This window comes from Exobacillus caeni, from assembly GCF_005747095.1.
Classification (GTDB): Bacteria; Bacillota; Bacilli; order Bacillales; family Guptibacillaceae; genus Exobacillus; species Exobacillus caeni.
Genome location: NZ_SWLG01000010.1, coordinates 23,191 through 48,761 on the forward strand (window position 1 = coordinate 23,191; position 25,571 = coordinate 48,761).

At 38.6% G+C, this 25,571-nt stretch carries 19 protein-coding genes and 1 pseudogene; 10 read left to right on the top strand and 10 right to left on the bottom strand.

What is annotated here, in order from left to right:
* Nucleotides 1-82 precede the first annotated feature (82 nt).
* Both FCL54_RS14670 and FCL54_RS14675 read left to right on the top strand, forming a co-directional pair.
* Nucleotides 83-946, top strand: a complete 864-nt coding sequence (locus tag FCL54_RS14670) for a VOC family protein (protein WP_246055281.1) — start codon at nucleotides 83-85, stop codon at nucleotides 944-946.
* A 15-nt stretch (nucleotides 947-961) separates the two neighbouring features.
* A complete protein-coding gene (locus tag FCL54_RS14675) occupies nucleotides 962-1,732 on the top strand; it encodes a helix-turn-helix domain-containing protein (RefSeq protein WP_138127494.1) in 771 nt (256 codons plus the stop codon).
* A 301-nt stretch (nucleotides 1,733-2,033) separates the two neighbouring features.
* Here the strand turns inward: FCL54_RS14675 and FCL54_RS14680 are convergent, their stop codons facing one another.
* From FCL54_RS14680 to FCL54_RS14700, 5 genes and pseudogenes are all read right to left on the bottom strand, one after another.
* Complete coding sequence (locus FCL54_RS14680; protein WP_171016859.1) at nucleotides 2,034-3,428, bottom strand: IS4 family transposase; 1,395 nt, start codon at nucleotides 3,426-3,428, stop codon at nucleotides 2,034-2,036.
* 160 nt (nucleotides 3,429-3,588) lie between these two features.
* Nucleotides 3,589-4,242: a hypothetical protein gene (locus FCL54_RS14685; protein WP_138127496.1), complete on the bottom strand. Its 654-nt coding sequence runs from the start codon at nucleotides 4,240-4,242 to the stop codon at nucleotides 3,589-3,591.
* Between the two features lie 167 nt (nucleotides 4,243-4,409).
* A complete protein-coding gene (locus tag FCL54_RS14690) occupies nucleotides 4,410-5,204 on the bottom strand; it encodes an FxLYD domain-containing protein (RefSeq protein WP_138127497.1) in 795 nt (264 codons plus the stop codon).
* Between the two features lie 401 nt (nucleotides 5,205-5,605).
* Entirely contained in the window at nucleotides 5,606-6,886 is a 1,281-nt protein-coding gene (locus FCL54_RS14695) for an acyl-CoA thioesterase/bile acid-CoA:amino acid N-acyltransferase family protein (RefSeq protein ID WP_138127498.1), read from the bottom strand.
* A gap of 108 nt (nucleotides 6,887-6,994) precedes the next feature.
* Nucleotides 6,995-8,037 (bottom strand): annotated as a pseudogene (locus tag FCL54_RS14700) (IS1595 family transposase).
* 289 nt (nucleotides 8,038-8,326) lie between these two features.
* On the opposite strand from FCL54_RS14700, the gene FCL54_RS14705 reads away from it, so the two are divergent.
* On the top strand, nucleotides 8,327-8,803 hold the full coding sequence (locus FCL54_RS14705; protein WP_138127591.1) for a CarD family transcriptional regulator: 477 nt from the start codon (nucleotides 8,327-8,329) through the stop codon (nucleotides 8,801-8,803).
* Nucleotides 8,804-9,067: 264 nt separating this feature from the next.
* Nucleotides 9,068-10,306 (top strand): Bcr/CflA family efflux MFS transporter, encoded by a 1,239-nt coding sequence (locus FCL54_RS14710; protein WP_138127499.1) that lies wholly within the window; start codon nucleotides 9,068-9,070, stop codon nucleotides 10,304-10,306.
* An 87-nt stretch (nucleotides 10,307-10,393) separates the two neighbouring features.
* Here FCL54_RS14710 and FCL54_RS14715 read toward each other — a convergent pair whose 3' ends face one another.
* The 3 genes from FCL54_RS14715 to FCL54_RS14725 all read right to left on the bottom strand — a co-directional run bounded on the left by FCL54_RS14715 (nucleotide 10,394) and on the right by FCL54_RS14725 (nucleotide 11,740).
* Nucleotides 10,394-10,606: an EamA family transporter gene (locus FCL54_RS14715; RefSeq protein ID WP_342773897.1), complete on the bottom strand. Its 213-nt coding sequence runs from the start codon at nucleotides 10,604-10,606 to the stop codon at nucleotides 10,394-10,396.
* Nucleotides 10,607-10,879: 273 nt separating this feature from the next.
* Complete coding sequence (locus FCL54_RS14720) at nucleotides 10,880-11,296, bottom strand: hypothetical protein (RefSeq protein WP_138127500.1); 417 nt, start codon at nucleotides 11,294-11,296, stop codon at nucleotides 10,880-10,882.
* A 30-nt stretch (nucleotides 11,297-11,326) separates the two neighbouring features.
* Nucleotides 11,327-11,740: a hypothetical protein gene (locus FCL54_RS14725; RefSeq protein WP_171016861.1), complete on the bottom strand. Its 414-nt coding sequence runs from the start codon at nucleotides 11,738-11,740 to the stop codon at nucleotides 11,327-11,329.
* 207 nt (nucleotides 11,741-11,947) lie between these two features.
* Between FCL54_RS14725 and FCL54_RS14730 the strand changes: the two genes are divergently transcribed.
* From FCL54_RS14730 to FCL54_RS14740, 3 genes are all read left to right on the top strand, one after another.
* A complete protein-coding gene (locus tag FCL54_RS14730; RefSeq protein WP_138127502.1) occupies nucleotides 11,948-12,619 on the top strand; it encodes a helix-turn-helix domain-containing protein in 672 nt (223 codons plus the stop codon).
* The gene (locus tag FCL54_RS14735) at nucleotides 12,603-13,202 is read left to right on the top strand and encodes a PIN domain-containing protein (RefSeq protein ID WP_138127503.1); all 600 of its coding nucleotides are present in this window, start codon (nucleotides 12,603-12,605) and stop codon (nucleotides 13,200-13,202) included. Before FCL54_RS14730 ends, FCL54_RS14735 begins: the two co-directional genes overlap by 17 nt.
* 472 nt (nucleotides 13,203-13,674) lie before the next feature.
* Complete coding sequence (locus tag FCL54_RS14740; RefSeq protein WP_171016862.1) at nucleotides 13,675-14,226, top strand: DUF488 domain-containing protein; 552 nt, start codon at nucleotides 13,675-13,677, stop codon at nucleotides 14,224-14,226.
* Between the two features lie 199 nt (nucleotides 14,227-14,425).
* Here FCL54_RS14740 and FCL54_RS14745 read toward each other — a convergent pair whose 3' ends face one another.
* The gene (locus FCL54_RS14745; RefSeq protein ID WP_138127504.1) at nucleotides 14,426-15,232 is read right to left on the bottom strand and encodes a VOC family protein; all 807 of its coding nucleotides are present in this window, start codon (nucleotides 15,230-15,232) and stop codon (nucleotides 14,426-14,428) included.
* 440 nt (nucleotides 15,233-15,672) lie between these two features.
* Here FCL54_RS14745 and FCL54_RS14750 point away from each other — a divergent pair, with 440 nt between their 5' ends.
* The 3 genes from FCL54_RS14750 to FCL54_RS14760 all read left to right on the top strand — a co-directional run bounded on the left by FCL54_RS14750 (nucleotide 15,673) and on the right by FCL54_RS14760 (nucleotide 21,397).
* Nucleotides 15,673-19,971, top strand: a complete 4,299-nt coding sequence (locus tag FCL54_RS14750; protein WP_171016863.1) for a glycoside hydrolase family 66 protein — start codon at nucleotides 15,673-15,675, stop codon at nucleotides 19,969-19,971.
* 501 nt (nucleotides 19,972-20,472) lie between these two features.
* Nucleotides 20,473-20,802 carry a hypothetical protein gene (locus FCL54_RS14755; protein WP_246055282.1) on the top strand — a complete coding sequence of 110 codons (330 nt, stop codon included), beginning with the start codon at nucleotides 20,473-20,475 and terminating at the stop codon, nucleotides 20,800-20,802.
* A 115-nt stretch (nucleotides 20,803-20,917) separates the two neighbouring features.
* Nucleotides 20,918-21,397, top strand: a complete 480-nt coding sequence (locus FCL54_RS14760; protein ID WP_138127506.1) for a hypothetical protein — start codon at nucleotides 20,918-20,920, stop codon at nucleotides 21,395-21,397.
* A gap of 119 nt (nucleotides 21,398-21,516) precedes the next feature.
* Here FCL54_RS14760 and FCL54_RS14765 read toward each other — a convergent pair whose 3' ends face one another.
* Complete coding sequence (locus tag FCL54_RS14765) at nucleotides 21,517-25,278, bottom strand: AAA domain-containing protein (protein WP_138127507.1); 3,762 nt, start codon at nucleotides 25,276-25,278, stop codon at nucleotides 21,517-21,519.
* Between the last annotated feature and the right edge of the window lie 293 nt (nucleotides 25,279-25,571).

Here is a 25,571-nt window from a genome sequence, read left to right on the forward strand (position 1 = left end):
AAGATTCTGAATTTCACTTGACCTTTAACTTACTTCAACCTTTATGATAATAATATATTAAAAATAAAGGTGGGAATATCTAATGAAAGTAAAAGGAAATATGAAATCTTTATTAGGTTGGGACGGCGGTTTTATCATGGTCAAATGGGATCAATTTGAAGAGGCGGTAAAATGGTATCAGAGACATATGGGATGGACGTTTATTGACCAGTTTATTACACCTGTTGGTAAGAAAGCGTTTTTCCGTCTGCCTATTAAGACTTGTCATGCACAGGTCACATTAAAGTCCTTTGAATCAGATTTTGAGCATTTTCAAGAATTGCAAGCTCCTGAAGGCAATGTTCGCCTCACATTCGATGTTGCAGACTTAGAACACACTTTGTCCTATTTTAGGAAAAACAACATTGAGGTGTCCTCTATTGATGAACTTCCTGACGGAACCAAGACATTTGATATTTATGCATTTGGCGGGGCAAGACTGACTGCAGTACACAATTCTCAATTAGACGGAATATATCCAAATGCTAGGTTAATTGATTTTGGAACTGCTGTCTGTACACGAATAGGAGTTAAAAATCTTGATGATTCTTTAGAGTGGTACAATAACCAACTTGGTTTCCAATTGGCTGAACGATACTCTGAGTCAAAATCAGCATTAATCCACGCTCCTGGTTCTTCATGGGGGTGGGGAGAGGAAGAGAACATAATTCCTATCCCTATTTTACTGGAAACTTTGTCAGATGATGCTTTCTCAGATAAATCAAACCCCTCTGCACGTGTTTATTTTGATGTAAGACCAAAGGAGAAATTTGTAAAACTACACGAAGACTTAAAAAGGGCAGGAATTGAGACATCAGAAATAGCTGGGAATCCAGATAGTTGGGCAGGGTTTCACTTTTTTGACTTGGATGGAAATCGCCTAAATGTTTGGACCTATCAAATGTAATAGGAGGTAGTAAGAATGCCCATGACGATTAAGGATTTCTCTGCAAAAACTGGCTTGCCTCCAAGCAAACTACGATATTATGAGGGTAAGAAATTGTTAGTACCGGCTCAAAGACAAGACAACGGTTATAGATTATACTTGGAGGAACAAATACCAAATGCTCTTATGATTCACTCTTTAAGACAGGCTGGACTATCAATTCAAGATATCCGAGAATTTTTGGATGCAGAAGAAAAAGACAAAAATGAATGGATAAAAAAGTGGAGGGAAGATGTTGACGCAAAAATATCTTTGCTTCAAATCGCTAAACAATACTTAGGTGGAGTGAATCCGACTATATCAGGCGGGTTACATCTAATTAAATGGGAGAAACCGGCCACTTTTATTTGGTTTAAACATAATGTTAAGCGAAAAAACCATCCATTTGCTGGATACATTGAAAAGGATCGAATTCGTACTGAGAGATTAGGAATGACCATTTATCCGGGTGTTTATATAAAAACACTGGAAGCAAGTAGCATGATAATTTCCGGAGAAGTAGGTTTTTGCATTAATGAAGAACAGATTCCTTCCATAAGTGAAGAAATAGATTTTTATGTTGAAACAACCCAACCTTCTCTTTTCGCATCGCTGGAAGTTAAAAGTTCTAACGAATTTCAATGTTTTAACTACATGCAAGTGTTACGCAATTATGGCTTTCAACCCATTGGAGAAAAACTAGCAAGGTATGAAGATATTCGTGATCAGACATACCAATTGATGATTCCAGTTATGAGGAGCAGATAAGAACTTAACCTATTTTGCAAAGTGCGGAATTTCATTTATCTTTACTCTTGTTCTGTTAAAAATATAAATTAATATTGCGCAGTACAGCACTCAACATAGCTAAAAATTTATGAAAATAAGCATGCTCAAAAAATTCTTTTCAACCGAACTGGTAATGGTGCCAGGCACCATAGCCATCAAGCTTAGGGAGCTCTATATCCATTTTGAGCTCCCGTTTCTTTTTTAGGTCGTTCTCTTTAAAAATGGCATCACTAAATAAACCTAACGGTATTGACGTTTTTTAAATTTCTCATCAAGCATTTTATCCTGCTTTTTCCATCTCCCTTCCTTCAGAAACTCCTAGTATGTCAAACACGGTTTTCTTCTTGAAACGTTGGGACTTACGACCATTTTTCTCCATCATTTTATAAATCTTTTTAATGACTTCGGAAAGCAAAATCTTCTTATCCAGGAGTGCTTCCTGGATTTTAACGAGGTATTTTTTCGCGATTCCCATGGCTTTAAATTCACTGGCCTCTTTCTTGTTTTTTCGATAAAGAAGGTTCCGCAATTTAAAGGTAATCATGGAAGATACAAGTAGGGAAAGCAGGGTGCCATACAAGTGGCATTCAAAACGTTCCTGCTTCATTTTTTTCACCTTATCAAGGGAGAATAGGGATTTCCAGGTCTTAAAAAGAATCTCGATCTGCCAGCGAATGGAATAAAGGGAGTGGATCTCATGTTTAGAAACATAAGTGGAGGGTATGTTGGTAATGTAAGTAGTAATAGCTGAGAGCTTTTTGATGCGGCGTGAATATTTCACGCCCTTCTTTTTTTCCTTTCGATTTCTGGCAGCCAGTCGCTTCCCCGTCTGTTCCTCTGTATGCTTATAGACGACCAGCCTGGTTGGCAGTTTGGCCGTCCCACCGATAAACACCTCTTCGAACTCCTTGGTTTCAGTCGGTTCCATCTTTTCCATCACTTCTTCTAAATAAAGGCGTTTGTATCTCCTATCAGAGGCAGAATCTATTTTTTCTACTACATAGATAGCCGCAGAAGGTTTCAGCCGGGTTAAATAGTAAGCATCTCCATCGTCGATTTCCTCCAGGGCATCGTAGGAGAAGTAGCCTAAATCCCGTATACACAAATCCTTTGGTTTGATGGTGTCTCCCAAACGTTGTCCTGTCTTTTGGTCAGAAGCAATGCCCTGTTGAACCAAAAGATGTAAAAAATCTCCTCTGATTAATTCATATTCAAGCTGTATCTTCACCCCGGTACCTGTCGGGCTTTTATACTGATCAGAATAGTCAGAAGGCATCCCAAAAGCAGTAGAATCAAGGATTCGAATACGGTTAAAGAACTGATCAAAAGTATGGGAGAATCCGGAGGATTCTAATACATTTTTGGTGAGGCATTCAGAAAATACCTTCTTCAAGAATTTCACGGCAGCTGGATTAAACCTCTGGTTAAGCCCTTCTGCACTCAAACTGGTATTTCGATGCGCGTCGAGTGTTCCACACAACTCATTTAATGAGTCCTTCCCAATTTTTTGGGAAACAAAGACACACAAGGCGACAAAGTCTTTCGCATCGACTTTTCCTTCTCTTTGAACAAAATTGGTTTCTCTAGCGAATTGGTTCAGATGGGCAGGCGAAAAGATTTCTTTTAAGGTCTCAGAAACGAAGTCGAACTCATCACGGAAGGCTCGTTTCTTCATCATCGTCACCCTTTCTAAAAGAATGTAAAGGAAATCCTATAGAAAGGTATACCCCCTAATTGAAAAATTTAGGGGGTAATAAATTGTATTAACTTGATGGCTATGGTGCCAGGCACCCGTTATGGACAGTTGTCCACATTGGGTTCCTGGTATTTTTTTATTACTCATTGTCTTCCATTGCATCTGGATATACAATTTCATCGAAAACTTCTCCACTTGCTTCATCTTTTAATGAAATCTTTACAGAATACTCTTCAGGCTTGGCTCCGTCAAATAGTTGATACATCATCCCCGACATCCCAAGACCCATAGTTGCAAATCCATCCATACTGTTTTTGTAGGTTTCTTTTTCAACAACCATTGTAAATTCTGAATAGTCATCGTTGTGAGTAATATCCTTAATGGAAGCGTAGTCGTCGCTTGTTTTCATTTCATCAACGGTTTGATCAATGTTTGTACTTAATTCTTTCATCATTTCTTTATGCTTTGACTTAGACATCTTATAAGTGTAAGAACCATCATCATTCTGTGTAACCTTTACTCCCTCTTCTTTAGCACCTGCAATAATGTCCTCTGGGCTTTCGCCTTCAAACATTGAAGCTGGTAGTTTTACTTCAACGCTAAGTAGGTTTTTGTCAACTTCGACGCTTTCTCCTTCGTCATTACTTTCTTCGGGATCAGTTTTGGATGTTTCCTCACTTTGAGTCTCACTTTCTTCATTGTTAGCAGAACTAGTAGAGCTTTGTTCATTAGATGAACAAGCTGCTAGAAAAGTAAGTAATAATATCAAAAGAGTGTAAGCTGTTTTTTTCATGTACTACCTTCCTTTCTTTTTTGGTAATACTAGATTAACAAGACCGAAAAGGTTAAAATTATCGGCGTTTAAGAGCCTATATTTATTTGCGATAAAAATATCAGGACAATAACATTCCCGTAAAAGAAACAGAATGAAAAAAGAGAGAAGCCGAAGCCCCACTCGTTTTAAAAGGACCAATTATATGCTTTAACCTTTACTTCTGTTGCTTTTCCTGCGATGTCTTTTGGAAGTTCAGGGTAACTTAATTCAAACCCTGCTTTCCCATCCGGATTTAAACTAACTTGAATGGAACCGTTTAGAGCCCCCAGGAACTTTCCGTTTTCATCATACAGACCTGCCGCAATACGAATATCATCTGCTTTTTCTTCGTTTGGGTTTATTACAGTTCCGGTGACAATATAAGGTGTGCCGTATTCCACATCACCTTCTTTTAACTTAACCTTATCTGTTTCTAACATCATAGGTTCTTCATCAGTAGAGCTAAAATCAATATTAGAATTTGCTGTTTTGATTTCATCAGCTGAAGAAGCGCCCTCTAATAGAGTCGTTTCTCCAAGATAAGCAGTTTCACCTGGCATAATGATATCCGGAGTAGCCATTACCATGGGAATCGTACCGATAATAGATCCGTCGTCTCCTTCAAGGTTAACCTGAATATCACCAATTTCAGCAGGCTTATCTCCAGTATTTGTTACTTCTGCAGAATAACTAGCATAAATACTCCCTATACTGTCTTCCCATGATCCGAAAGTTTCTGAAGTTACTTCAATATTCGCTTCAGCTTCTTTCTGTTCATTTGTATCTTCTTCTTTAGCACTTGTGTCATTCTTTACTTCTTGTGATTCATTCTCATTGTTACTCTGGTTTGAACTACTCATCGTGCTGTTTTCTGCACCACAAGCGGAAAGAATACTTGCAGCTAATACAGATACACCTAGTGCCCTGGCAAACTTGTTCATCTAAAAACTCCCCTTTAAATATTTTCCATTTTTCTACCAATAGTATAACAGAGGTAATCATTGATATAAATACCATAAAACGGAAAAGTGATGATTTTAGCTTTGAAACTTAAGAGAAGCCGAAGCATAGATGTGCATTATGAAGGTAGGGAAAAACACGTCTGTCACCGGCTTAATTTGATATGTGGCTGGCGCTTTTTTATTAACAAAATGGCTATGTTAAAGTTTAGTGTTGATTTAAGGATACAAAATAGGAACTTCCAATTTACGGAAGTTCCGTTCTGGTATATTAGGCTTCTTCAACTAACGCACCCGTTACTTTAAGTGTATTGTTTCACATAAAGTTTAACGGAACTTAATCTAGATAATTGTTTTTCCATTTTTCCCTCCACTCAGCAGAATTACCGTGGATTTTCTACACTTTGCTTAAAATGTCTTATTGTTTTTCCCCAGGAGTCTACACTAGCCCTAGCTGTGTCCTGTTTATTTCCTTGATTATAGGTATTTGCACGTAAATAAGGGATACCAATTGAATGCCCTGCACCTGGGTAAACAAGATGATTATATTCTATATTTACGTTATGTTTTTTCAACCTGTCTATCCCTTTTTGGGATAAACCAACCGTGTTTGCACCATCTTCCTCACCTGAAATAAATAAAACTGGTCCATTTATTTTTTCAACAGGAATTGTTGCCTGTTCCACTACTTCAGGATCAGAAGTAAGTGCAGCATACCATTTCCCATAAGGATTACCCTGCCTTTTTTGCCACAACTCTCGACATTCAAGAGCTATACTCACAGGGTTTTTTGGGGAAGCATAAGGTATTGGCTTTCCGTTAAACGTCCAGGCAGGAGGAAGTTTTTCTGCATCCGACCAGGGAACGATACCACTTAATGCTACAGCAGAGCCATTAAGAGATGTAACCGCTTTAATTTCTGGGAATTGACTAGCTGATAATAATGCCAGTTCACTTCCCCTAGAAGTACCGTGTATTCCTATCCACTCTTTATTTACTTCTGGACGTTCTATCAACCAATCAATCGCTTTTTCAACATATTCTAAAGGAATACTTTCTAGGCGTTTAGGGAGATGTTCTATCCCAAAATAAGCTAGGGCTAAAACGGAAAAACCGTGTGAAGCTAACACCGCAGCAGGATACTCGTTTAATCCTCCTTCAGAACCTCCCAATACAATTATAGCTGGCTGACTCTTTTTATCTTTACGAGCAAAAAACGTACCTACTAAACCATTATTTCTTACAGGCTGCCTGTTGTATAAAGGAGATATCCATTGCCTAGTTAAAGTGATTTCATCTATTGGCTTCCCCTCAACGTCTAGCGTTATTGTAAGTTCTTGAGGGGCTAAAACTTGACCAGCAGTGGAATCCTTTTTTCCTTTTAACTCTTCTACTTTAGTAATATCTAATGACCAAAATAATCCCATTTTATCAATACAATCATAGGAACCTTCAACAGGTTTCTGGGAATTGAGGTCCACTACACCGTTAGTATCAGCAATAAACTTAGCAGTAGATTCAAGATGAACAGCTTTCATTCCTTCAGCTATTCGCTTCGCACGTAATGTAATCTTTTGGTTTGGTTCTAAACCAGTAACGTACACATCAATAGGTTGGTCGATCATAGTGGTTAGAGAACTCACAACTATTTTAGCTTCACTCATTCTAGCACCCCTTTTTCATATACCACTCTCACTTAAACAGACGACAAAAGGCATATTTAGTTTCATTTCTTCAACTAAACTGCCCGTTAGTGGAACAAGAAAAATTGCTTATGTCGTGAACCTGGATAATCTAAGTGTATCATAGGTTTCCATATTCTGTATTGAATTTCCTCTGATAATTAAATCGTTTATAGTGACTTGATTTCTCTGGTGGTGAATGCTTTCTAATACTTGAAACCAAGCGAGGTAATTGTTCAAATATTTAGTTGCTACTCCGTTAAATCGCTGTATCCACCCTTTGAGCCTGCGGTGGTAATTGTTGACGTTCTGGATATGATATAGACCTTTTGTGCGTATCTTTCCATCAGACTTGAACTGATAAATACTCATCCCTTTTTCAGCAGCATAGGTTTTAAAGGCACGCCAAGAATCGGTGCACAATACATTTTCAGGTGAAAGTTTATGCCCGATAGCTTTTTCTAATTGCTCTTTTGTCAACCTACCCATACCTAATGTCTGCGAAAAAGTCATTTTGGCTCGATCCCTCGCAACTAGAACACATACTTGCTCATTGCTTATCCCGCGTTTTTTTGCGGTTCCACCACGTTTACGTGGCTTTCTATCTTCGATCTTTCTTTGTCCTTTTTCTGAGTATAGGAAATAGGTTTCGTCCATTTAACGATACCTTCGAAATTCGATATTTCAATTTGTTTTAACGCAGTTAAGAGCTTGTGCCTCCAATAGAATAAGGTGACGTGAGAGATATTGCCGACTAATTTAGCGGACTTACGCAGGGAGTATCCTTCAATCATACACTCAACAAATTTAATCCATTGGCTAAGGCGGCGGGTTCGATATAAAGCAGTATTGGTAAGGTCGGTAAATGTCCTTTTGCAAGCTTTACAGCGATAACGTTGTTTTAAAACTTCATTGCCATCAACAATAGTTGAGTAACTACCAAACCGAACAATATGCTCTGATTCACAATCAGGGCAATGATAACCCCCCTTATTTTTCCGTTCTGATATTTCTTGCAGAACCGTTCCTGTCGATGATGATGCGGTGAGAGCATCAATTAAATATTCCCTTAGTCGATGTTTCTCCGCTGGATTAAGTTTTTCAATCACTTTAAGAATATCAATTGCTCTCACGGTTATCACCAATCCCTATATAGATAAACCGATTATAGAACGTTCGTTCCCAGAAGTCAATTTATCAACAATAACCTTTAACATAGCCAACAAAATAAAGAGTGAATCAACTGGCTCAAGTACCTTAATGGAACAAGAAATCGTTAATCCTTCTAACCTTCTGCGAACTAGAATTAAAAGAGTGAATTTTTAAATGAAAAAAGTAGTTGACTAATAAAAATAATTTGTGATATTATAAAAAGTTTGATAAAAAACACTATATATGTTAAGCTTAAGAATGTTACCATACATGGAGGTGGATTATTTGTTTCAAATCGGAGATAACGTTGTTTATCCAATGCACGGAGCAGGTACAATTGAAGCCATAGAAGAAAAGGAAGTCTCAGGGGAAAAACAACAGTATTATGTCATAAAAATGTTGATCAGTAATATGCAAGTCCTGATTCCGGAGGGTAAAATATTGAAATCAAGTATACGCCCAGTTACTGATATCATTGCATTAAAACACATCATACACGTTTTTCAGCATGGAGAATCAGATAAATTACTGCCGTGGAAACAAAGGTTTAAATTGAACACTGACAAAATAAAAACTGGCAAAATACAAGAAGGTGCTGAAGTTGTACGTGATTTAATGCGTATGAAGAAAGAGAAGGCACTTAATACAAGCGAAAAAAAAATGTTAGATAACGCACATGAATTTTTGATTAGTGAACTGAGATTAATCAAAGGAATCACTGAAAATCAAATAAAGAGTTTCAGTTAAGATTAGTTATAGATATGTATTTCATCTCCTAAAATTTTCTGAATATCCATATTAAAATATTCATCTTCTTAACTCACTTTTAGAACATTAACCTCTTTTGTTATTTCTTGCTTCAATCCATTTTTATTATTTGAATTTCTTTTAAATATTGGAAAATTTCCTTATATATAATGAGTGTATAATTATACTTCGCCCCCCGAATCAATTATAATGTATGAAGGTTAGGGGGTGTTTGTAATTCAACAGGAGAAACACAATGAAGTTATGAAAAATCCAACGGGTAAGCAGCGATTAGGGTTGGCCTTTTTGCTTGGTATGTTATGCATGTTAGGGCCATTTAATATTGATATGTACTTACCGAGTTTTCCAGAAATTGCGGAAGATTTGGATGTCCAACAATCACTCGTGCAGTTAAGTTTAACAGCATGTTTGATCGGTCTTGCTGTAGGGCAACTCATTGTCGGATCAATTAGTGATGCAAAGGGAAGAAGAAAACCGATATTACTATTTATTAGTTTATTTGCTATCGCTTCTGTTCTTTGTGCACTTGCACCGAATATTATTGTTTTAGTTATTGGGAGATTTATACAAGGATTTACTGCATCAGCTGGTATCGTTTTATCCAGGGCTATTGTACGCGATGTCTTTACTGGTAAAGAACTTACGAAGTTTTTCGCATTATTAATGGTTATAAATGCAACTGCACCAATGATTGCGCCAATTAGTGGTGGTGCTTTATTACTTTTACCATTTGCTTCATGGCATACTGTTTTCATCTTTTTAGGCATACTTGGTGTTGCAATTGTAATAACCGTAGCTTTTAAGCTAAAAGAAACGCTGCCAGTAGAAATGCGGCAACCAGGTTCTATCGGAAATTCGCTAAGAACGATGGGGAGTTTGTTAACAGATCGTTCTTTTATAGGCTATGCAATCGTTGTCGGCTTAGTTCAAGGTGGAAGTTTTGCTTATGTTGCTGGAACGCCGTTCGTGTACCAGGGTATTTATAATGTGTCACCACAAGTATTTAGTATTTTGTTTGGAATTAACGGGTTAGCTATTATAACCGGTAGTTTTTTAGTCGGACGTTTGAGTGATTTTATTGAAGAAAGAAGCTTACTTCGTACAGGAGTCTTAATTTCAGTTAGTGCGAATGCAGTCTTGCTTTCGATGGCGATTATAAAAGGACCTCTATTCATGATTGTTATACCGATCTTCATCCATATGTTAACGATTGGAATTATTTTAACGAGTACCTTCACGCTAGCAATGAAAAATCAAGGTCATCGTGCAGGAAGTGCCAGCGCTTTTTTAGGCATGTTTCCTTTAGTGATCGGGGCAATCGTAGCTCCAATTGTTGGAATTGATGAAACAACCGCGATTCCAATGGCAACTATTTTATTCAGCTGTTCATTCATAGGCTCCATCGCGTTCTTCACATTAACTAGAGAAGTGGGGAAACGTACAAAAAGTCATAAATCGACGGGTGCCAGTCATCTGTCATGAGTGTATTATAGCAAGAGTAAAGCGCCTGTTACTTGTCAGTTTCGACAAGTGCAGGCGCTTTTTGAATAAATATTGATTTACTTATATTCACTGGGCTTGTTTCACACTGAGTACAGTGAACGTACCTAGTATGAGCACCATTCCAAGAATTTGAATGAGACTCAGATGATCTTCGAGAAGCAGAACGCCAAATGCTGATGCAATCAACGGCTCAACCATTGCGACCATCGAAGCAGTTGTCGGAGCAGTCCATTGAATCCCAATAATATAAAATATAAATGAAATTTCAGCCCCAAATATTCCTAAAACTCAGTATATAAAAGAATATGCTTAGAAGTAAGAAGTTATTTTATAGGGTGGGTAGGTTTATCGACAATTGGGCAAAATTGTTGAAAGTTTGTGATTATATCCTTGTTAATTAAGAGGTTTTAAAACAATCACCGGGAACCGTACCATAAGTAAACAACGTCGGAATCCGTGTTTCCACCTTCTAGAATATTTCAAAGATGAAATGGGGGATAGTGCCTAGCAATGAGAATTTCTCCTTTTCATTGCCAATGAAGATGATGTTGCCTAGTAGGGGACAAATTGGATTTGGAAATGAAATGAAACGTCAATTCCCTCATTTTCATGCTGCAATCGTTTACTTAACTTTATTGGAACCGAATTTTGAACACTTTGAACAGGTAGCTTAAAAGTAATAGTATCATGGGCCTGGTCATGAAATATAAGATCCAACTCGGCTGCAGCTGCTGTTATATCGAAAATGATTTGATTTTGCTGACTCACAAGTGTCTCGTCAACAATCCTTTGATTATAACTAAAGGTTGCAGGGAAGTTGCCAACCTGTAAAAATCCGCCGATGTTTTCTTGCCGCTCGAAAACGAGTAAATCTTTATAAAGAACCCGAAAAAGAAATTCATTTCGCCAGATCTCATTTTCCTTGTGTACAATAACATCCAGCAAATCGATTATTACGCGAACCGGCATGGAATTCACCTCCACTCCTTTTAGTTTCATTTAAACTGGTGCAGTGTAAGGTTCGATTTGGATGTTAAATACTGTTCTGAACCCTACTTTATCTAATCCTTCAACTTCATCACTATCAATCTCTAAAGATATTGGGAAATTACTGCAAGGAAGAGTAAGTGTGAGTTCACTAATAGCTTCTAAATCATCGTATATAGGGTCATCTTCAATTAAACGATATTTTATATTGATTGTTACAGTGTCTCCCTCTACAACTTGAGAATAGATCGTACGGTTTAAAATCCATGTGAAAATCCCATCGCCATCTTCAAAGACACCCGATGCGGGATGACGAAGTGCCTTACCATTAACTTCGGTATAAAAGATAAATTCGTCTGTTCCGAACTCGGAGGTCCCGGTATATTTTCCAATCATTTTTAACACTACACTCACTGTACACCACAAATTAACACACCTCCCTAGTTAAACTGAAGCAGGTTTCAGTTAGAGCAATACTTGTCTTATACTTAACATATTCAACCGTGAAATGAATGGATTGTGATATTTATCCAAGTAGCTATATAATTGAGTCATTGGAAGGTGTTGAGTTTGTTGAGATTGTTGAATATTTTTAATGAAATCAATTATAATATAAATAGGAGGTGAACTGTAATGCCACATATTATGGATTCTGAACAGGAAAAGATGTGGGATAGTATTAAGACATTGATTGATATCAATGGGGACCAGGCGAAAGCGGTTTTTAAAGCTGCTATTGAACGTTCATTTCATCAGGTTGGATTAACAGCTCCGAAGATAGCAAATTTACCTTTCACTATACCGAAGCCCGATGATTTGGATCGTCTTCGAGCCATTGAAAAACAAATGCGGGAAGCTTATAACCATAATAATTATTCGATGTATTATAAGTTGTTTGTTGATTATGTAGAGCAACTCAGTAAAACGTCTGAACAAGAACCATTGATTCGCAGGGAATTATTTACTTCTTTTTTACATCAACAGACTAAAAGAAAAAGAAGGCCACATTATCGGGTTAATCGCTTTACATCTGCAGGTGTGTTAGTGGAGGAAGAAAAAGAAACTACCAACTACTATTCCCCGGGAGACGTTGCGAAAAAATTAGGGTTGAGTGATCAGACTATCCGGAGAATGTGCAGCAATGATAAATTTCCTGGTGCGTATCAAACACCGGGAGGGCACTGGCGAATACCAAGAGATACTTTTATTACAACAGATAAACAGGATGAAGAAGCGGAGACTATTTTAAACAAAATTGATGCTAAAAACGAAGAAGCGGGTGAAATAGATGAATTTGATCTATGATGCCGCGATACCACCGAAAGTCTTTATCGACACTACGGTCTTGTGTGGAGCTATTCGGAAAGATGGTGTCAACCGAAGTATACTAAAAGCTGCCCGTTCGCCACTCTTGTTCCGCCCTATCATTTCAAGGGTCTGTTTGTTTGAATTCGTGAGAAATGCTGCGGAAGGTTTAGGAAAGAACGAGAAAAGGGTGACATATAACAAGGACGAAATCGATGGGTTTTTTACAAGCTTTTTGTCTCCTATTTTTGACTACTACATGGAACTACCGGTAAACAGCCTGATAGGTCGATATAGCATCGAGACCATCATCCGAGAACATCGACCTATTGGGGAAGTGCTAACAGAGTTAAGCGGTTGTAATGATGAAACAGCCAAGAAAATCGCATCCTCCAAAAAATTACTAGATGAGCCTCTTCACCGGTTTGATCAAGATGACTTTCATGTCTGGGTGACAGCTATCCAGGAGGAGTGCGATTACATACTTACAACAAACAACAGACGCTTTCCATTGGAAATTGGAAAAATCAAGCGCGTTCATCCTAGTGACTTTTACGAAGACTTAATCAATCCCTTTCCCTAACATTAAAAGCATAGCCGATATTACTGTTTGGAGTCTAAACGATATTAGAGTTTGAATCTCTGATTGAACAACCTCTTTGACATTAGGCATAACTCCTTCTTACCCCCTGCTAATCTATTCTTTCGACAAGTGATATCTCATTTTTTTGATAATCTCATATAACGCCTCCTTGTAAGAGGATTGGTTGATTTTGGTTGCCGTTTTTAAACTGAAGGCCAAAGGGTCTTTCGCCAAATGCATTGAGGAAACGTTTAATAACGGCATCCCCGACCGGAGTAAAAAACAACAGGTTTCCGCCCGGCATGTCCTCCGTCCCACCTTTCGTAACGGTTATCGAATCCTGCCGATGTTTTTTATATCCCGGATAGGTGGTATAAAAATCTTAAGCGAATACAAGAACATCGGAAGAAACTTTGTATGAAGCAGCAAGCACTCGGCACTCAGCGTCCAATAGATTTTCAAGGAGAGGATAATGTTGAAAGTATACACGATTGGACATTATAACCATTCAATCGAACAATTTTTAAAGTTCCTGGGAGCCGCTGAAATTGACTTTGTGGCAGATGTCCGTGCATTTCCTGCAAGTCGCAGGAATTCACATTTCAAAAAGGAGAACATGGCCCAATGGCTGGAAGAAGCGGGGATTCAGTATCGACATTTTCCCCGTCTTGGAGGGAGAAGGAAGATGTCGGGACAGGTAGGGGAGCAATTGAACGAAGGATGGAACAACCGTTCATTTCACAACTATGCGGATTATACACTGACAGATGAGTTTCAGTATGCTTTGGAACGGCTCAAGGAACAAGCCTTAGCAACGACGCTCGTCTATATGTGTTCAGAACATCATCCAGCTAGGTGCCACCGCCTTCTCATAAGCAACTTGCTGCAGGCAAATGGATGGGAGGTGTACCATCTCATTCCTGACTCAAAGGGGAACCCGAGGATTGTCCCTCATGAATTGGGAAAGTGGGGAGCCGTGCCAATCATCGAAGAAGATGGGACCGTCGTGTATCCGAAACTATAAATTGGACAGAGGGACAGGTGATCTGTCCCAGATCTTTCTTATAATCTTTCTTATTGATTTGAAGACAAGCAATAAAAGAATCTGATGAACAATACCCTCCTGAACAGGAAGGATGATAAGGAGTTGAGTGCCTGTCACTTGTCGAATTCGACAAGTGACATTGGATTGGGCATTTTTTAAGTTTGGTTCAACCCTTTAGTCATTCTGTGATAATCTCATACAATGCTCCTTGTAAGAGGATTGATTGATTTTGGTTGCCGTTTTCAAGCTGAAGGCCAAAGGGTCTTTCGCCAAATGTATTGAGGAAACGTTCAATAACTCCATCCCCGACAGGAGTACAAAACAACAGGTTTCCGCCCGGCATGTAAAGGCGCTGGCACTTTGCACCCCATTCCTCATTAATAAACGCCTCTCCGATTTGCAGATTGAAAAGTGAAGACCAGCTAGAAATTTTATCATCCAAATTTTCAACTGCTAACAACACATCTTTAATTTGAAGAGAGCCAGCTGGATGGCTGGAGTGTATCTTCAGTTTCTCTCTTCTAACAACATCACCTTCTCCCCATTGGATGAAGAAGGGAAGAGGAAGTGATGGATGCTCCTCCTCAATAAACAGCATTGACCATTGCAAAAATTCTCCACTGTCCGTTAACCGCGAACCTTTGACAGGGCCATGGAGTTTCAGGTCTTTTTCTTTAAGCTCGACTACAAGTTGATCCATGTTATTCGTCCTGAGAGCGATCCTCCCCGGGTGGTCTCCTAAAGGCAGCTCAGTGACGAGCTGCTGGATCAGTGGGTTATCATCAACCTGTATGGAGACAGATGGATTTTGAATTCCGAGCCACTCGATATAACTTAAACCAAAATATGCAAGCGTGTTATACGTCCCCCAATTTTCATGCTTCCCGCCCTCAATAGCCTGAATGCCATGCTGCTGCATCGTTTTTTTCGCGGAGGTAGGATTAGATGAAAAGTGAACAAGATGATCAAAGGCTAGTGAAGTCATTTTAATTCCCTCGTTTCTAGTTTAGTAATGTAAATCTATTTTAACAGGTTTGTTTCCATAGTAATGGGTGCCAGGCACTTATCGAAATGGTTTTCTTAAAAGTTTTAGAAAGAAACAGAGGGTTTAGCATTCGATTTCAAATTAATATCTGCAACAAAAATCACTCACAACCCAAAGGCCTAAGACTTTATAAGGTACAACGGGGACAAGGCTGATTAAAGCCGAAGTTTTGGTGTCTTATATCTCTGTAGCAGATAAAATGACACCATCCTGCACGGTTTGGAAAGGAACCTTTAAAAATATTTTTTTAAAATTCAAACAAACTACACCTTCACAGTAATGATAGCGGTTACATGAGGATTGATGATAGATGAAAATAAAAGTATCTGAGAAAGGAGTTTTTTGAAAGCCGCTATTAATACTCAAAGGAGGAAATGTATTTGAAAGGTTCATTCCGAAAAATCAAACTACCATTAGTAAGTCTGGTTGCTATCAACCTTGCGTTAACTTCTATGACGTTCACCTCTGTTACGGAGGCAAAAACAAATAACCACAATGCCGCCGTACAAGCTCAAAAGAAAATTGGGCTTCCGGCTGCACCGATCACAGCGTTCCTGGTCGACAAAGCGAGGTATAACCCGAAAGAAAAAGTGACCATGTCCATCTTGTTCGACACTTCTAAGGACTGGAAAGGGAAGCTTAATCTTGAGGTCTATCACTTAAACGAGAAAGTCGCTGAAGGAACAAAGAATATCAAAGTGAAAAAAAGGCTGAAAGGAATCGAGGTGGAATGGACACCGCCTGCAGAGGATTTCCGCGGATACATGGTTAAGGCTTCCATCGAAGGATCTGATCAGGTTGTGACTGCAGCGATCGATGTTTCGAGTGACTGGACCCAATATCCCCGTTATGGTTATGCGACAGAGTTCCCTCAAGAGTCAAAAGAGGATAGTGAGAAGAAGATGAAGGAGCTGACACAGGAATATTACCTGAACGGTTTCCAGTTCTATGACTGGATGTGGCGCCATGATGTATCGGTCTACTCCAAAACCGACAGTGAAGGGAACCCTCTCCGTGATAAGGATGGAAATTTCATTTCTGAAAAAATCACCAAAGAGACTTCCTATGATGATTTGCTGGGGAGGGAACTTTTCCCGCTGACAATCAAACAGCAGATCAAAGCAGCCCAGAAGTACAACGCAGCTGCCATGGCCTACCAGATGAACTATGCGGCCAGGGAAAACTATGAAGCCTTCGGCGTGAAGAAGGAGTGGGGGCTTTACAGAAAGAATGCTAGTTTCCCAGATCCGTCCATCAATGATCAAGAAGGCTTTTACTTTGACTGGGTCAATCCGCCGACAGGATTGTACCTGCAGGACCCAGGGAATCAGGAATGGCAAACCTACATTAATAAACAGTTTGCCAGAGGAGTCAATGAATTCGGTTTTGATGGAATGCACCTTGATCAATGGGGTTTCCATGACAATGATTACCTTTATGATTATGAAGGCAATGAACGTCACTTTTCAAGGGACTATGATTCTCTCATTAATTCAGTGAAAGACTCGCTTGTCCAGAATGATAAAAAGAAGAACTTTGTTACTTTTAATATGGTGGGCGGAAATGAAGGATATCAGGATGTTCCGAAAACGACTACTAAAACCGACTTTGATTACAGTGAAATCTGGCAGGACAAAGACCATTATCGCGATCTCTTGAAAATCGTAGACGATACCAGGGAGGCAAATGGCGGGAAAGCGGTCGTCATTGCAGGGTATATGAACTACAAGCAGGCGACTGGAATTCATTATGAGGTATCTGATGTCCAGGGAATTCCTAAAGCAGACCAATTCTTCTCAAGGATTGGAAAGGTAGCAGGCTGGGTCGGTGATTTCGGAAAGAAAGATGAAGACCAGATCATCTGGACCGTCGATGTGCCTTCAGCAGGTACGTATTCATTCGACCTTAACTACGGCCATGATAATGGGGAAAGCCCTGATGGAAAGCTGACAGTCAACCACAATGAAGTGGTGCCATCCATCGATTTCAATGAAAAAACAGGATGGGGTAACCCGGTTGCAGCCAAATCCTATGAATTGGAACTGCAAGCAGGCAAGAATGAAATCGTACTTAGCTTAAATTCTAATAACCTCTGGCTGAACGTGGACAGCATCATTCTTGAAAAAGGTGATTTTAAAAAGGAATACGAAGCGGAAGACGCAGAGTTGATCAGCTGTAAAGTCGATAAATATGGTCATGTTTATAATTTTGAAACAGATGGCGATTACATTGAATTTAATGTAAATGTGAAGGAAGCAGGAACTTACCCGCTAAGCTTTCAGTATGGAGTAGAACGTACGGCTGTCTCCCGTAATCTATATGTGAACGGAGAACTCATTGAGGATCAGGTCCATATGGAATCAACGGGCGGGTGGGAGAACTTCCAACCTACAGCAGATATTCCTGTGCTTTTAAAGGCAGGAGCTAATAAAGTTGTCCTGAAAGTAGAAGGTGTAAATGATACAGGGGCTAAAATTGATTACCTGTCTGTAGGCGCTGACCGCTACCAGGCGGAAAAGGCATTGAGCGGATGGGAGCCTTCACAGGAGCCTTTGTTAAAAATCGTAGATGGGGCGCTGACTGAGTTCAAGCAGCAAGGCGACTACGTTACCTTCAGAAGGGATACGGATTCAGCTAAAGAGACCAGTGTTTCTATCTATTACAAAAACCCGGGTGAAGAAACGAAAAGAAGTATTTTTATCAACGGTAAAAAAGCGGGAGAGTTCATCCTGCCTCATACGGACGGCGAAGAATACAGTAAGGCAGAATCTGTGGTGTATTTACCAAATGGAGCAAATGAGATTAAGGTAAAAATGGAAGAAGCAACCACCACAACCGCGGTCTCGGTGGATAAATTAACAATAGAATCCAACGTGTTCGAAGCCGAACAAGCTGAAACCGGCTGGAGCCCTGTAGTGGCGAAAACAAGCCAGGTATCCATCGCTCCAGGATACACAGACAACTTTGGAAACAAAGGACAGCGTGTCATCTTTCATGTTGATAACGAAAAAGAAACAGATACACTAATCTTCAAATACAGAACGGACAATAACCCGCAAGTCAATATCTATGTGGATGGAGAACTGGTCCCTGCAAATAACTCTTATGTAGATGGAAAGACGATTTCGGAAAACATCTTCAGCAGCACGCCGGGAGGATGGGGAGGCGCAATGGCTGAAAAAACCATGAAAGCTCCGGTTCCTGCAGGAAAACATGAAGTGGTGTTCGAACTTGCCTCCAACGGACAATACATCAACCTGGACAGCATGACTGCCGGCGACAAGGAATACCAGGTGGAGGATGCGTCATTCGCGCCTGACGGCCATGGCATCACGACCACTACAGGTCATGTATACGACTTCAAGGATGAAAACGACTTCCTGGATTTCCAGGTGAAAGCAAAAACGGCGGGAGATTATAATCTTGTCTGGAAATACAACAATGATTCCGCTTCAAAGCGTGATGCCAAACGGAGTGTCTACATCAATGGAGAAAAGACTGAGGATATCACATTCCCTTCAAGTGATGGATGGCAGGATCTAGAAATGAAGGACATTTCATTAAAAGAAGGAATCAATTCCATTAAGATAACCGTTGAAAATATCGATGATGACGGAGTAAAGCTTGATTACCTGCAGGTCGGAGAAGAGAAGTGGCATGCAGAGTCAGTCAATACTCTTGCACCTATGCAAATCTATAAGGATACGTTGTTGAATTTCGGCCATGTTGGTGATGAAGTCACATTTGATGTCGACTTAGAAGAAGAAGGCGAAACGAGTTTCATCTTCACCTATGCCAACGCTGGAGCGGACACGGAAAGGACCATTTACGTGGATGGAGAACCAGTGCTGAACGGCGATGGAAACCCTTATACAGTAGGTTTTAAAGGGACAGGCAACAAAGATTCCTACAGTGAAGATGGATATATCGTTCTGCCGGATATGACTTCTGGTAAACACAAGGTCACCTTGAAACAAGAAGAAGGCCAGAAGGGATCGATCGATTTACGGAGGATGACAATCGGGTTGTTCGATGAACCTTCCGTCCACCTGATGGATGCAGGACTGGCCGCAATAGGAGCCACACATATTGAAATCGGTACTGCGGAAAATTATGAAGAGGGTCCGAATATGCTGGCTCACGAGTATTATCCGAACCGCAGCAAAAAGATGAGCGCATCTCTTAAAGATTCAATGAAGGATTACTACAAATTCTTTGCTGCTTATGAAAATCTTCTTTTTGACAGTAAAGAAACAGACAAAAATGTGGTGATCGAAAAAGAAAATAAAGAACTGAAAACAAGCAAAAACGGTGAGCAGAACAGCATCTGGACAATCGCAAGAGAGAACAAAGACAATGAGGGCTTTGAGGATTATGAGGTTGTCCACCTGATCAACCTGCTTCATAATGATTCAAATTGGAGAAATGCAGCCGCCAAACCGGAAAAACAAGAGAATATGATTGTCCGCTATCCTGTTGGAAAAACGAAAAAGGACCTTCCTGACTTACGTGTCTATACAGCGAGCCCTGATGCACAAGAAGGACAGCTGCAGGAAATCCCGTTCACCTGGGAAAACGATGAGATTGTGATTAACCTGCCTGAGTTGGAATATTGGCAAATGATCGTCATCGATCGGGATGGGGCAGAAAGCAAAAAGGTAGCAAAAATTAAGTTCTGATAAAAATAAAACGCAATTGCAACTAGAAGTTGAGTGCCTGTCACTTGTCGAATTCGACAAGTGACAGGCACTCTTTTTTTAGAGTTTGTATCAATGATGAAGTATATTCCAGGATATATGCGAATAAATAAAAAGCATTTATTAGACAAATATGAAGTGATGAGTGAAGGACGGTCAAATAATTGGATAGGATTGCTATTAGTAAGGAGAAAAATCTGATGCTAAAAAAGGTAAAATAGGAAAAAGTAGAGATAAGTAAAGATGATATAGCAAAAAAATTGCAGATAAAGAAATTAACTTGTTTTAGTAAGAAAAAGTATTGTGCTGTATCGGTCAATGAAGAATACGGAAGAAATAAATCATTTAATGATTAGAAGAAATTTTACAACAAGAACTCCTTGAAATTTGCAGTTTTAATTAATTTTATAATTTTCCATATATTTCCTTTGTCGATCACTCGTTCGTGATATAATAGATATATCCATGAAAAGGAGTGGTTGTATGGGATTTAAATTTGAAATGAAAGGTTTTAAGGAATTTGAAAAAGAACTTGAAACTCTTCAGAAAAAAGCAGATGAATTGGATGGAGATCACGAAGTACCATTTAAAGAATTGTTTCCTGAAGACTTTATGAGAGAGTATACTAAGTTTTCTTCAATTAATGAAATGGTTGATAAGAGTCAATGGACAGTTGAAAATGATGAGGACTTTTCAAAGATACCTGACGATGAGTGGGATAAGTATGTAAAAGAAACAACAAATTTTGAGAATTGGGAAGAAATGCAAGGAACAGCAGTAGAAGTTTGGGGCTTTAGGCAGTTAGGTTTTTAATTTAATAATAAAATTAAAGAAATACCTAAAGCGCCTTTGGGTGCTTTTTTATATTGGAGGAAAATATCTCCTTTTGTCGAATGTAGTAGGTAAAGGCAGAGGAGAGTGATTTGATATGTGGAAAAAGATAGGAAGTTGGTTTATAAAAAAAGGCTGGCCGATTATACAGAAGTTTATAGCTATTTATGGAGAAGAGATCGTAAGAGGAGTTATTAGAATAGTAAGTAAATTCTACAATGAACGGCAGAGAAAAAAGGCTGCAGAAAAAATGCAAAAAGCTGAAGAGTACCGGAGCAAAGCAGACAACGAAGGAAATGCAGAAAAGAAAAAGGAATACGAATTCAAATCTGATTTCTATAAGGAAGAAGCAGAGACATATGCTAAAGACATTCTAGAAATGGCAAATATATTTCAAGACATTGAATATAAGACAACTAAACTTGTAAAAGAAAAAACACTTAAACTTCAAGCAACCGATTTATTTGAGACAGGAAAAGAAAGTGAGTTTAAGTTGAAGAAGGAAAGTGATATTTTAAAATTGTCTAACGAGGATCAGGAAAATGAAATAAGTAATGAAAAAAAGATTAAAGGATAAAGAAAGGCATCTTAGAGGTGCTTTTTATTATGGACAGGTTCATTTCAATAGAATTAATATTCGAATCATCGAACCAATAATAAGTGCCATATGAATATGAACTCATACGGCACTTTTATTTATGTTATCTTTTCTATGATTTTCTCTTTTTTAACCAATTCTTTAACACGATGATCAATTCGTTCTATTTCGGCAATCGGGTTTTTCCACCAGTTTCTGCTCCAGATCCTTTCAATGGTCCAGCCTCTGCTTTCGAGGAAGCCCTGGCGATAAACGTCCCTTTCCTTAGCGTTTTGGGAACTATGATACATAGCGCCGTCGCACTCTACTCCTAGAATGAATCTAGAAGAATCATTAGGATGTACAATTGCCATATCTATTCGATATCCCGACATCCCTACTTGAGTGGTAACTTCATATCCGAGGTTTTTCAGCTGTTTATAGACTTGTTCTTCAAAAGGTGAATCAAAATGTAACTCTTGCTGCTTAACGTGAGTATTTACATTTTCATTAATTTCTTGGATTACTGCATTAATCTGTTCAATTTGTGAACTAGCCACTGCTTTCGAATACTTTAGATATGATTTGAAAAGCTTTGGTCCAAGTTCAGCAGTATTCGTTACATTAAGTTCTTCAGGCTCAATACTCGATACAACAATAATTCCTTCTTTTGCTCGTGTAACGGCAACATTTAACCGGTTTTCTCCGCCCTTTTGGTTCAGCATTCCGAAACGGTTGTAAATCTTGCCTTCTTCATTTTTGGCATATCCTATTGAGAAAAGGATAATATCCCGCTCATCCCCCTGGACATTTTCAATATTTTTCACGAAAATCCTTTCATCTAAATCTTTGGACATAACTTGCTGATAAAGAACATTGAATTCTTCATCTTCACTAGCCGTTTTATCAATAATGTCCAGGATTTTAGATTGCTGTTTAGAGTTAAAGGTGATGATTCCAACAGTTTTACCAGGCTGATTAACCAGCAAGTCTTTTAACACATTCACTATTTCAATAGCTTCGATTTCATTTGACTGATTAATCCATCGGCCATTTACCTTTTTCCATTGAATTGCAGGTGGATTTTTAAAAGGAATTACGTTCGGAGCAATCTGAACATGACTGTTATAAAAGGCATGATTTGAAAAGTTAATTAACTCTTCGTATTTAGATCTATAATGCCACTGTAATATTTTCTCTGGAAATCTCCTTTTTGAAAGGTTTAACAAACTGGTTGATTCATCAGTCTCGAATTCAGGTTCTTCATCCTCGTCGTCGCTGCTTACTGAAGATTGAAACATATTGAAAGGAGGGAGCTGCATTTCGTCCCCTGCAACGACGATCTTCTTTGCCCTGTATACAGCAGGAATTCCATTTTCTACTGTACATTGTGAAGCCTCATCAAAAATAACTAAATCGAATAAGCTTTCTTCAAGCGGGAATATTGCTGAAACAATCTCTGGTGAAGCAAGCCAAACAGGCATAATATCCACAAGACCTTGGCCAGCAAACTGGTTAACAAGTTTTCTTAAGGACCAAATCATTCTCTTTTTCCCAACTTGGTGTTTAAGCTCTTTGACCTTTTTAGGGTTTGTTGACTGTACAAAGTCTACACTTTTAGTTAGAGAGTGAATTAGATATTGTGTTGCGACTGTTCTCCTTTTTTCAATTAATTGAGCAAACGATTCCCTGATTCTTTGGAATTCACTGGTTGATACCTTTTGTACCTGCGGATACTTTTTTTCTGTTTGATCAATCCAATGGACGTAAGCAGAATTTCTAAATAAGTCAACCCAGTAGTCAGGAAGGGATATCTCTGACTGATTGGTTTTATTCTGCAGCTCAAAAATAACATCTTTAACGTTTTCCGAGCAACGAGCCCAGTAGCTGTCCATTTGTTGCAATTCCTCAAAATCTCGATGGAAATATTCTGTAATTTGGTCGAGTTCTTTAAGGGGAATATCTCCTTCAGAAATTCTGGTCTTGAATTCCTTGATTTTTTCATCGTTTATATACTTATTGAGCTTATCTATTTCATCGGACATTTGCTTTGTTTCTTTTGCAAGTTGATGCATGGTAATTAGTGATTTCCTAATCTTTAACCATTCAGTAGAGTTTGTTCCCTTGAACTTATCTCCATTTAACAGTTCTTCTAAAATAGACTTCCCTGAAAAAGATGTCCACCACCATAACCTTAGACCCTGTAGCGTGCGCTGATTGGTACCATCTAAATCCGGATAAATCTTATCTAACTTGTTTTCTATCATCCAAGTATAGGCAGGTGTGATTTTTTCATGGTCAAGTGACTCCAGGTAGCTTACAGAATTTCTCGCTTTTTCAAGTACACCGTTTAGAAGTTCTATAGCCTGCAGCTTTTCTTTCATATTCATTGAGGCGAAACTCTTACGATGCTTTAGGATATAGTCATCAGATCCAAACTGGTCATACCATTCTGCATAGGTATAAACACTTTCAGACATGTTATCCAATTCCTGACGATTTAAGGAATCTAATATTTTTGAAAGCTCGATGATTTGCGTTGTTTCTCCTACAGCATTTGCAAGACCATATAGATCGTATAGTCTAAATCCATATGCCTGTTGTTCGTATAAAGCTTTGGCAATGCTATTTAGGAGATCTTCTTGATTATTCAACTTGTTGGAAGAAGAAGCTAACATATTCACTGCTTCTTCATGTGTAATTTCATTTTGTTCTAATACAGATGATAATTTCGTATATAATTTCTTTCTATCCTGCTTTTCATCATGTATAAGGGCAACGTGATTGCTTAATCCCAAACTATCCAGCCGCTGATAAACGACATCCAATGCCGCCCGTTTTTGACATACAACCAGGATTTTTTTCTGCATTTGTAAAGCATCAGTGATTAGATTAACAATCACCTGTGATTTTCCGGTACCGGGTGGTCCGTGAACAACTAACCCTTTCTGATAACGGGCTTCTCTTAAGATCTCCTCTTGAGATCCATCTGCTTGCAGAAGATTTAGGATATCAGGCTCACTCTGAGAATGACTATTATCTAGCTCTTCCGATTCAGATAGCTCCTCATTTTCTTCAGAATTAGCTTCTGGATTTATAAGCTCCCCAGCAAGAGAAAGCCCGCCTCCTTCTTCTACTTTTTCAATAAGTAATTCGTAATCTTTTACTAAAGAGGAGCCACCTTGTGGGAAATTACCTATGATGGCATTTTCCAATAGTGTAAGATTAGTTATTTCAGGGATTTCATCTTTTTTAAATTGAGTTAGTTTTTTGATCCCTGTCTCTGTAAATTGGACGTTCAAATCATGCTCTTTTAAAAAGCTTAACCAGCTTTCGTAGTCCAGTGTGGTTGAGATGCTTGCAGCTTTTTCAAAAAAATCCTCAGTAAAAGATAAATTGTTCAACTTCTTAAAAGCTAAAAACAAAGTCCTGTTTAATTGAGGTTCACCCTCATCTAAACGAACTATCCATTTTTGTGAATTAACATTGTTCATTTCCAGACGAAGGGGATACAGAAATAGAGGGGCTTGAAAAAATGTCCCATCCTGAAGAGAACCTGAAATAAAAGGAAACCCCAAGTAGAAATCATGGACTCCTGTTTCCTCTTCTATTCCTCTCATATTTCGAGAAAGGTCTGTGAGTTTTTTGGACAGAATCATAGTTTCATCATTATCCATCGAAGGCTTGAAAAGGATGATATCATTTTTAGATTGTTTAACAATCTTTTCTACTATTTTTGAGCTTACTTTTTCATCATTTATTTTGTCCAACTCAGTTAAATCGAAGCTCCATTTATTATAGAGTTTCAAAAGACGAATTGAGCGATTTCTTCTGCTAATATTATTCAATTTGTCCCGCATGTGTATTAATTGTTCTTTCATTTTAAAACCTCATTTTTATCGTTTTGGCTTTTACAATATGTATGTGATTTATACTGTCGAAATATAGAAAAAAATGCAATAATTACTCATCATCATTATAACAAAGTAGCTATGAATATATAACTAATCTGTGTGAAGTGAAGTATTGCAAATTGATTTACTTTCGGTAGGTAAAATTAAGTGACACTTAAAAAAGCCAAATACGCTGCTGAAGGTTGTTTAGTACGAGAGCAGCCAGACCTCCTGATCTATAGGGTAAATTCAAAGACCTAGAAGACAAGATAAGATATTTA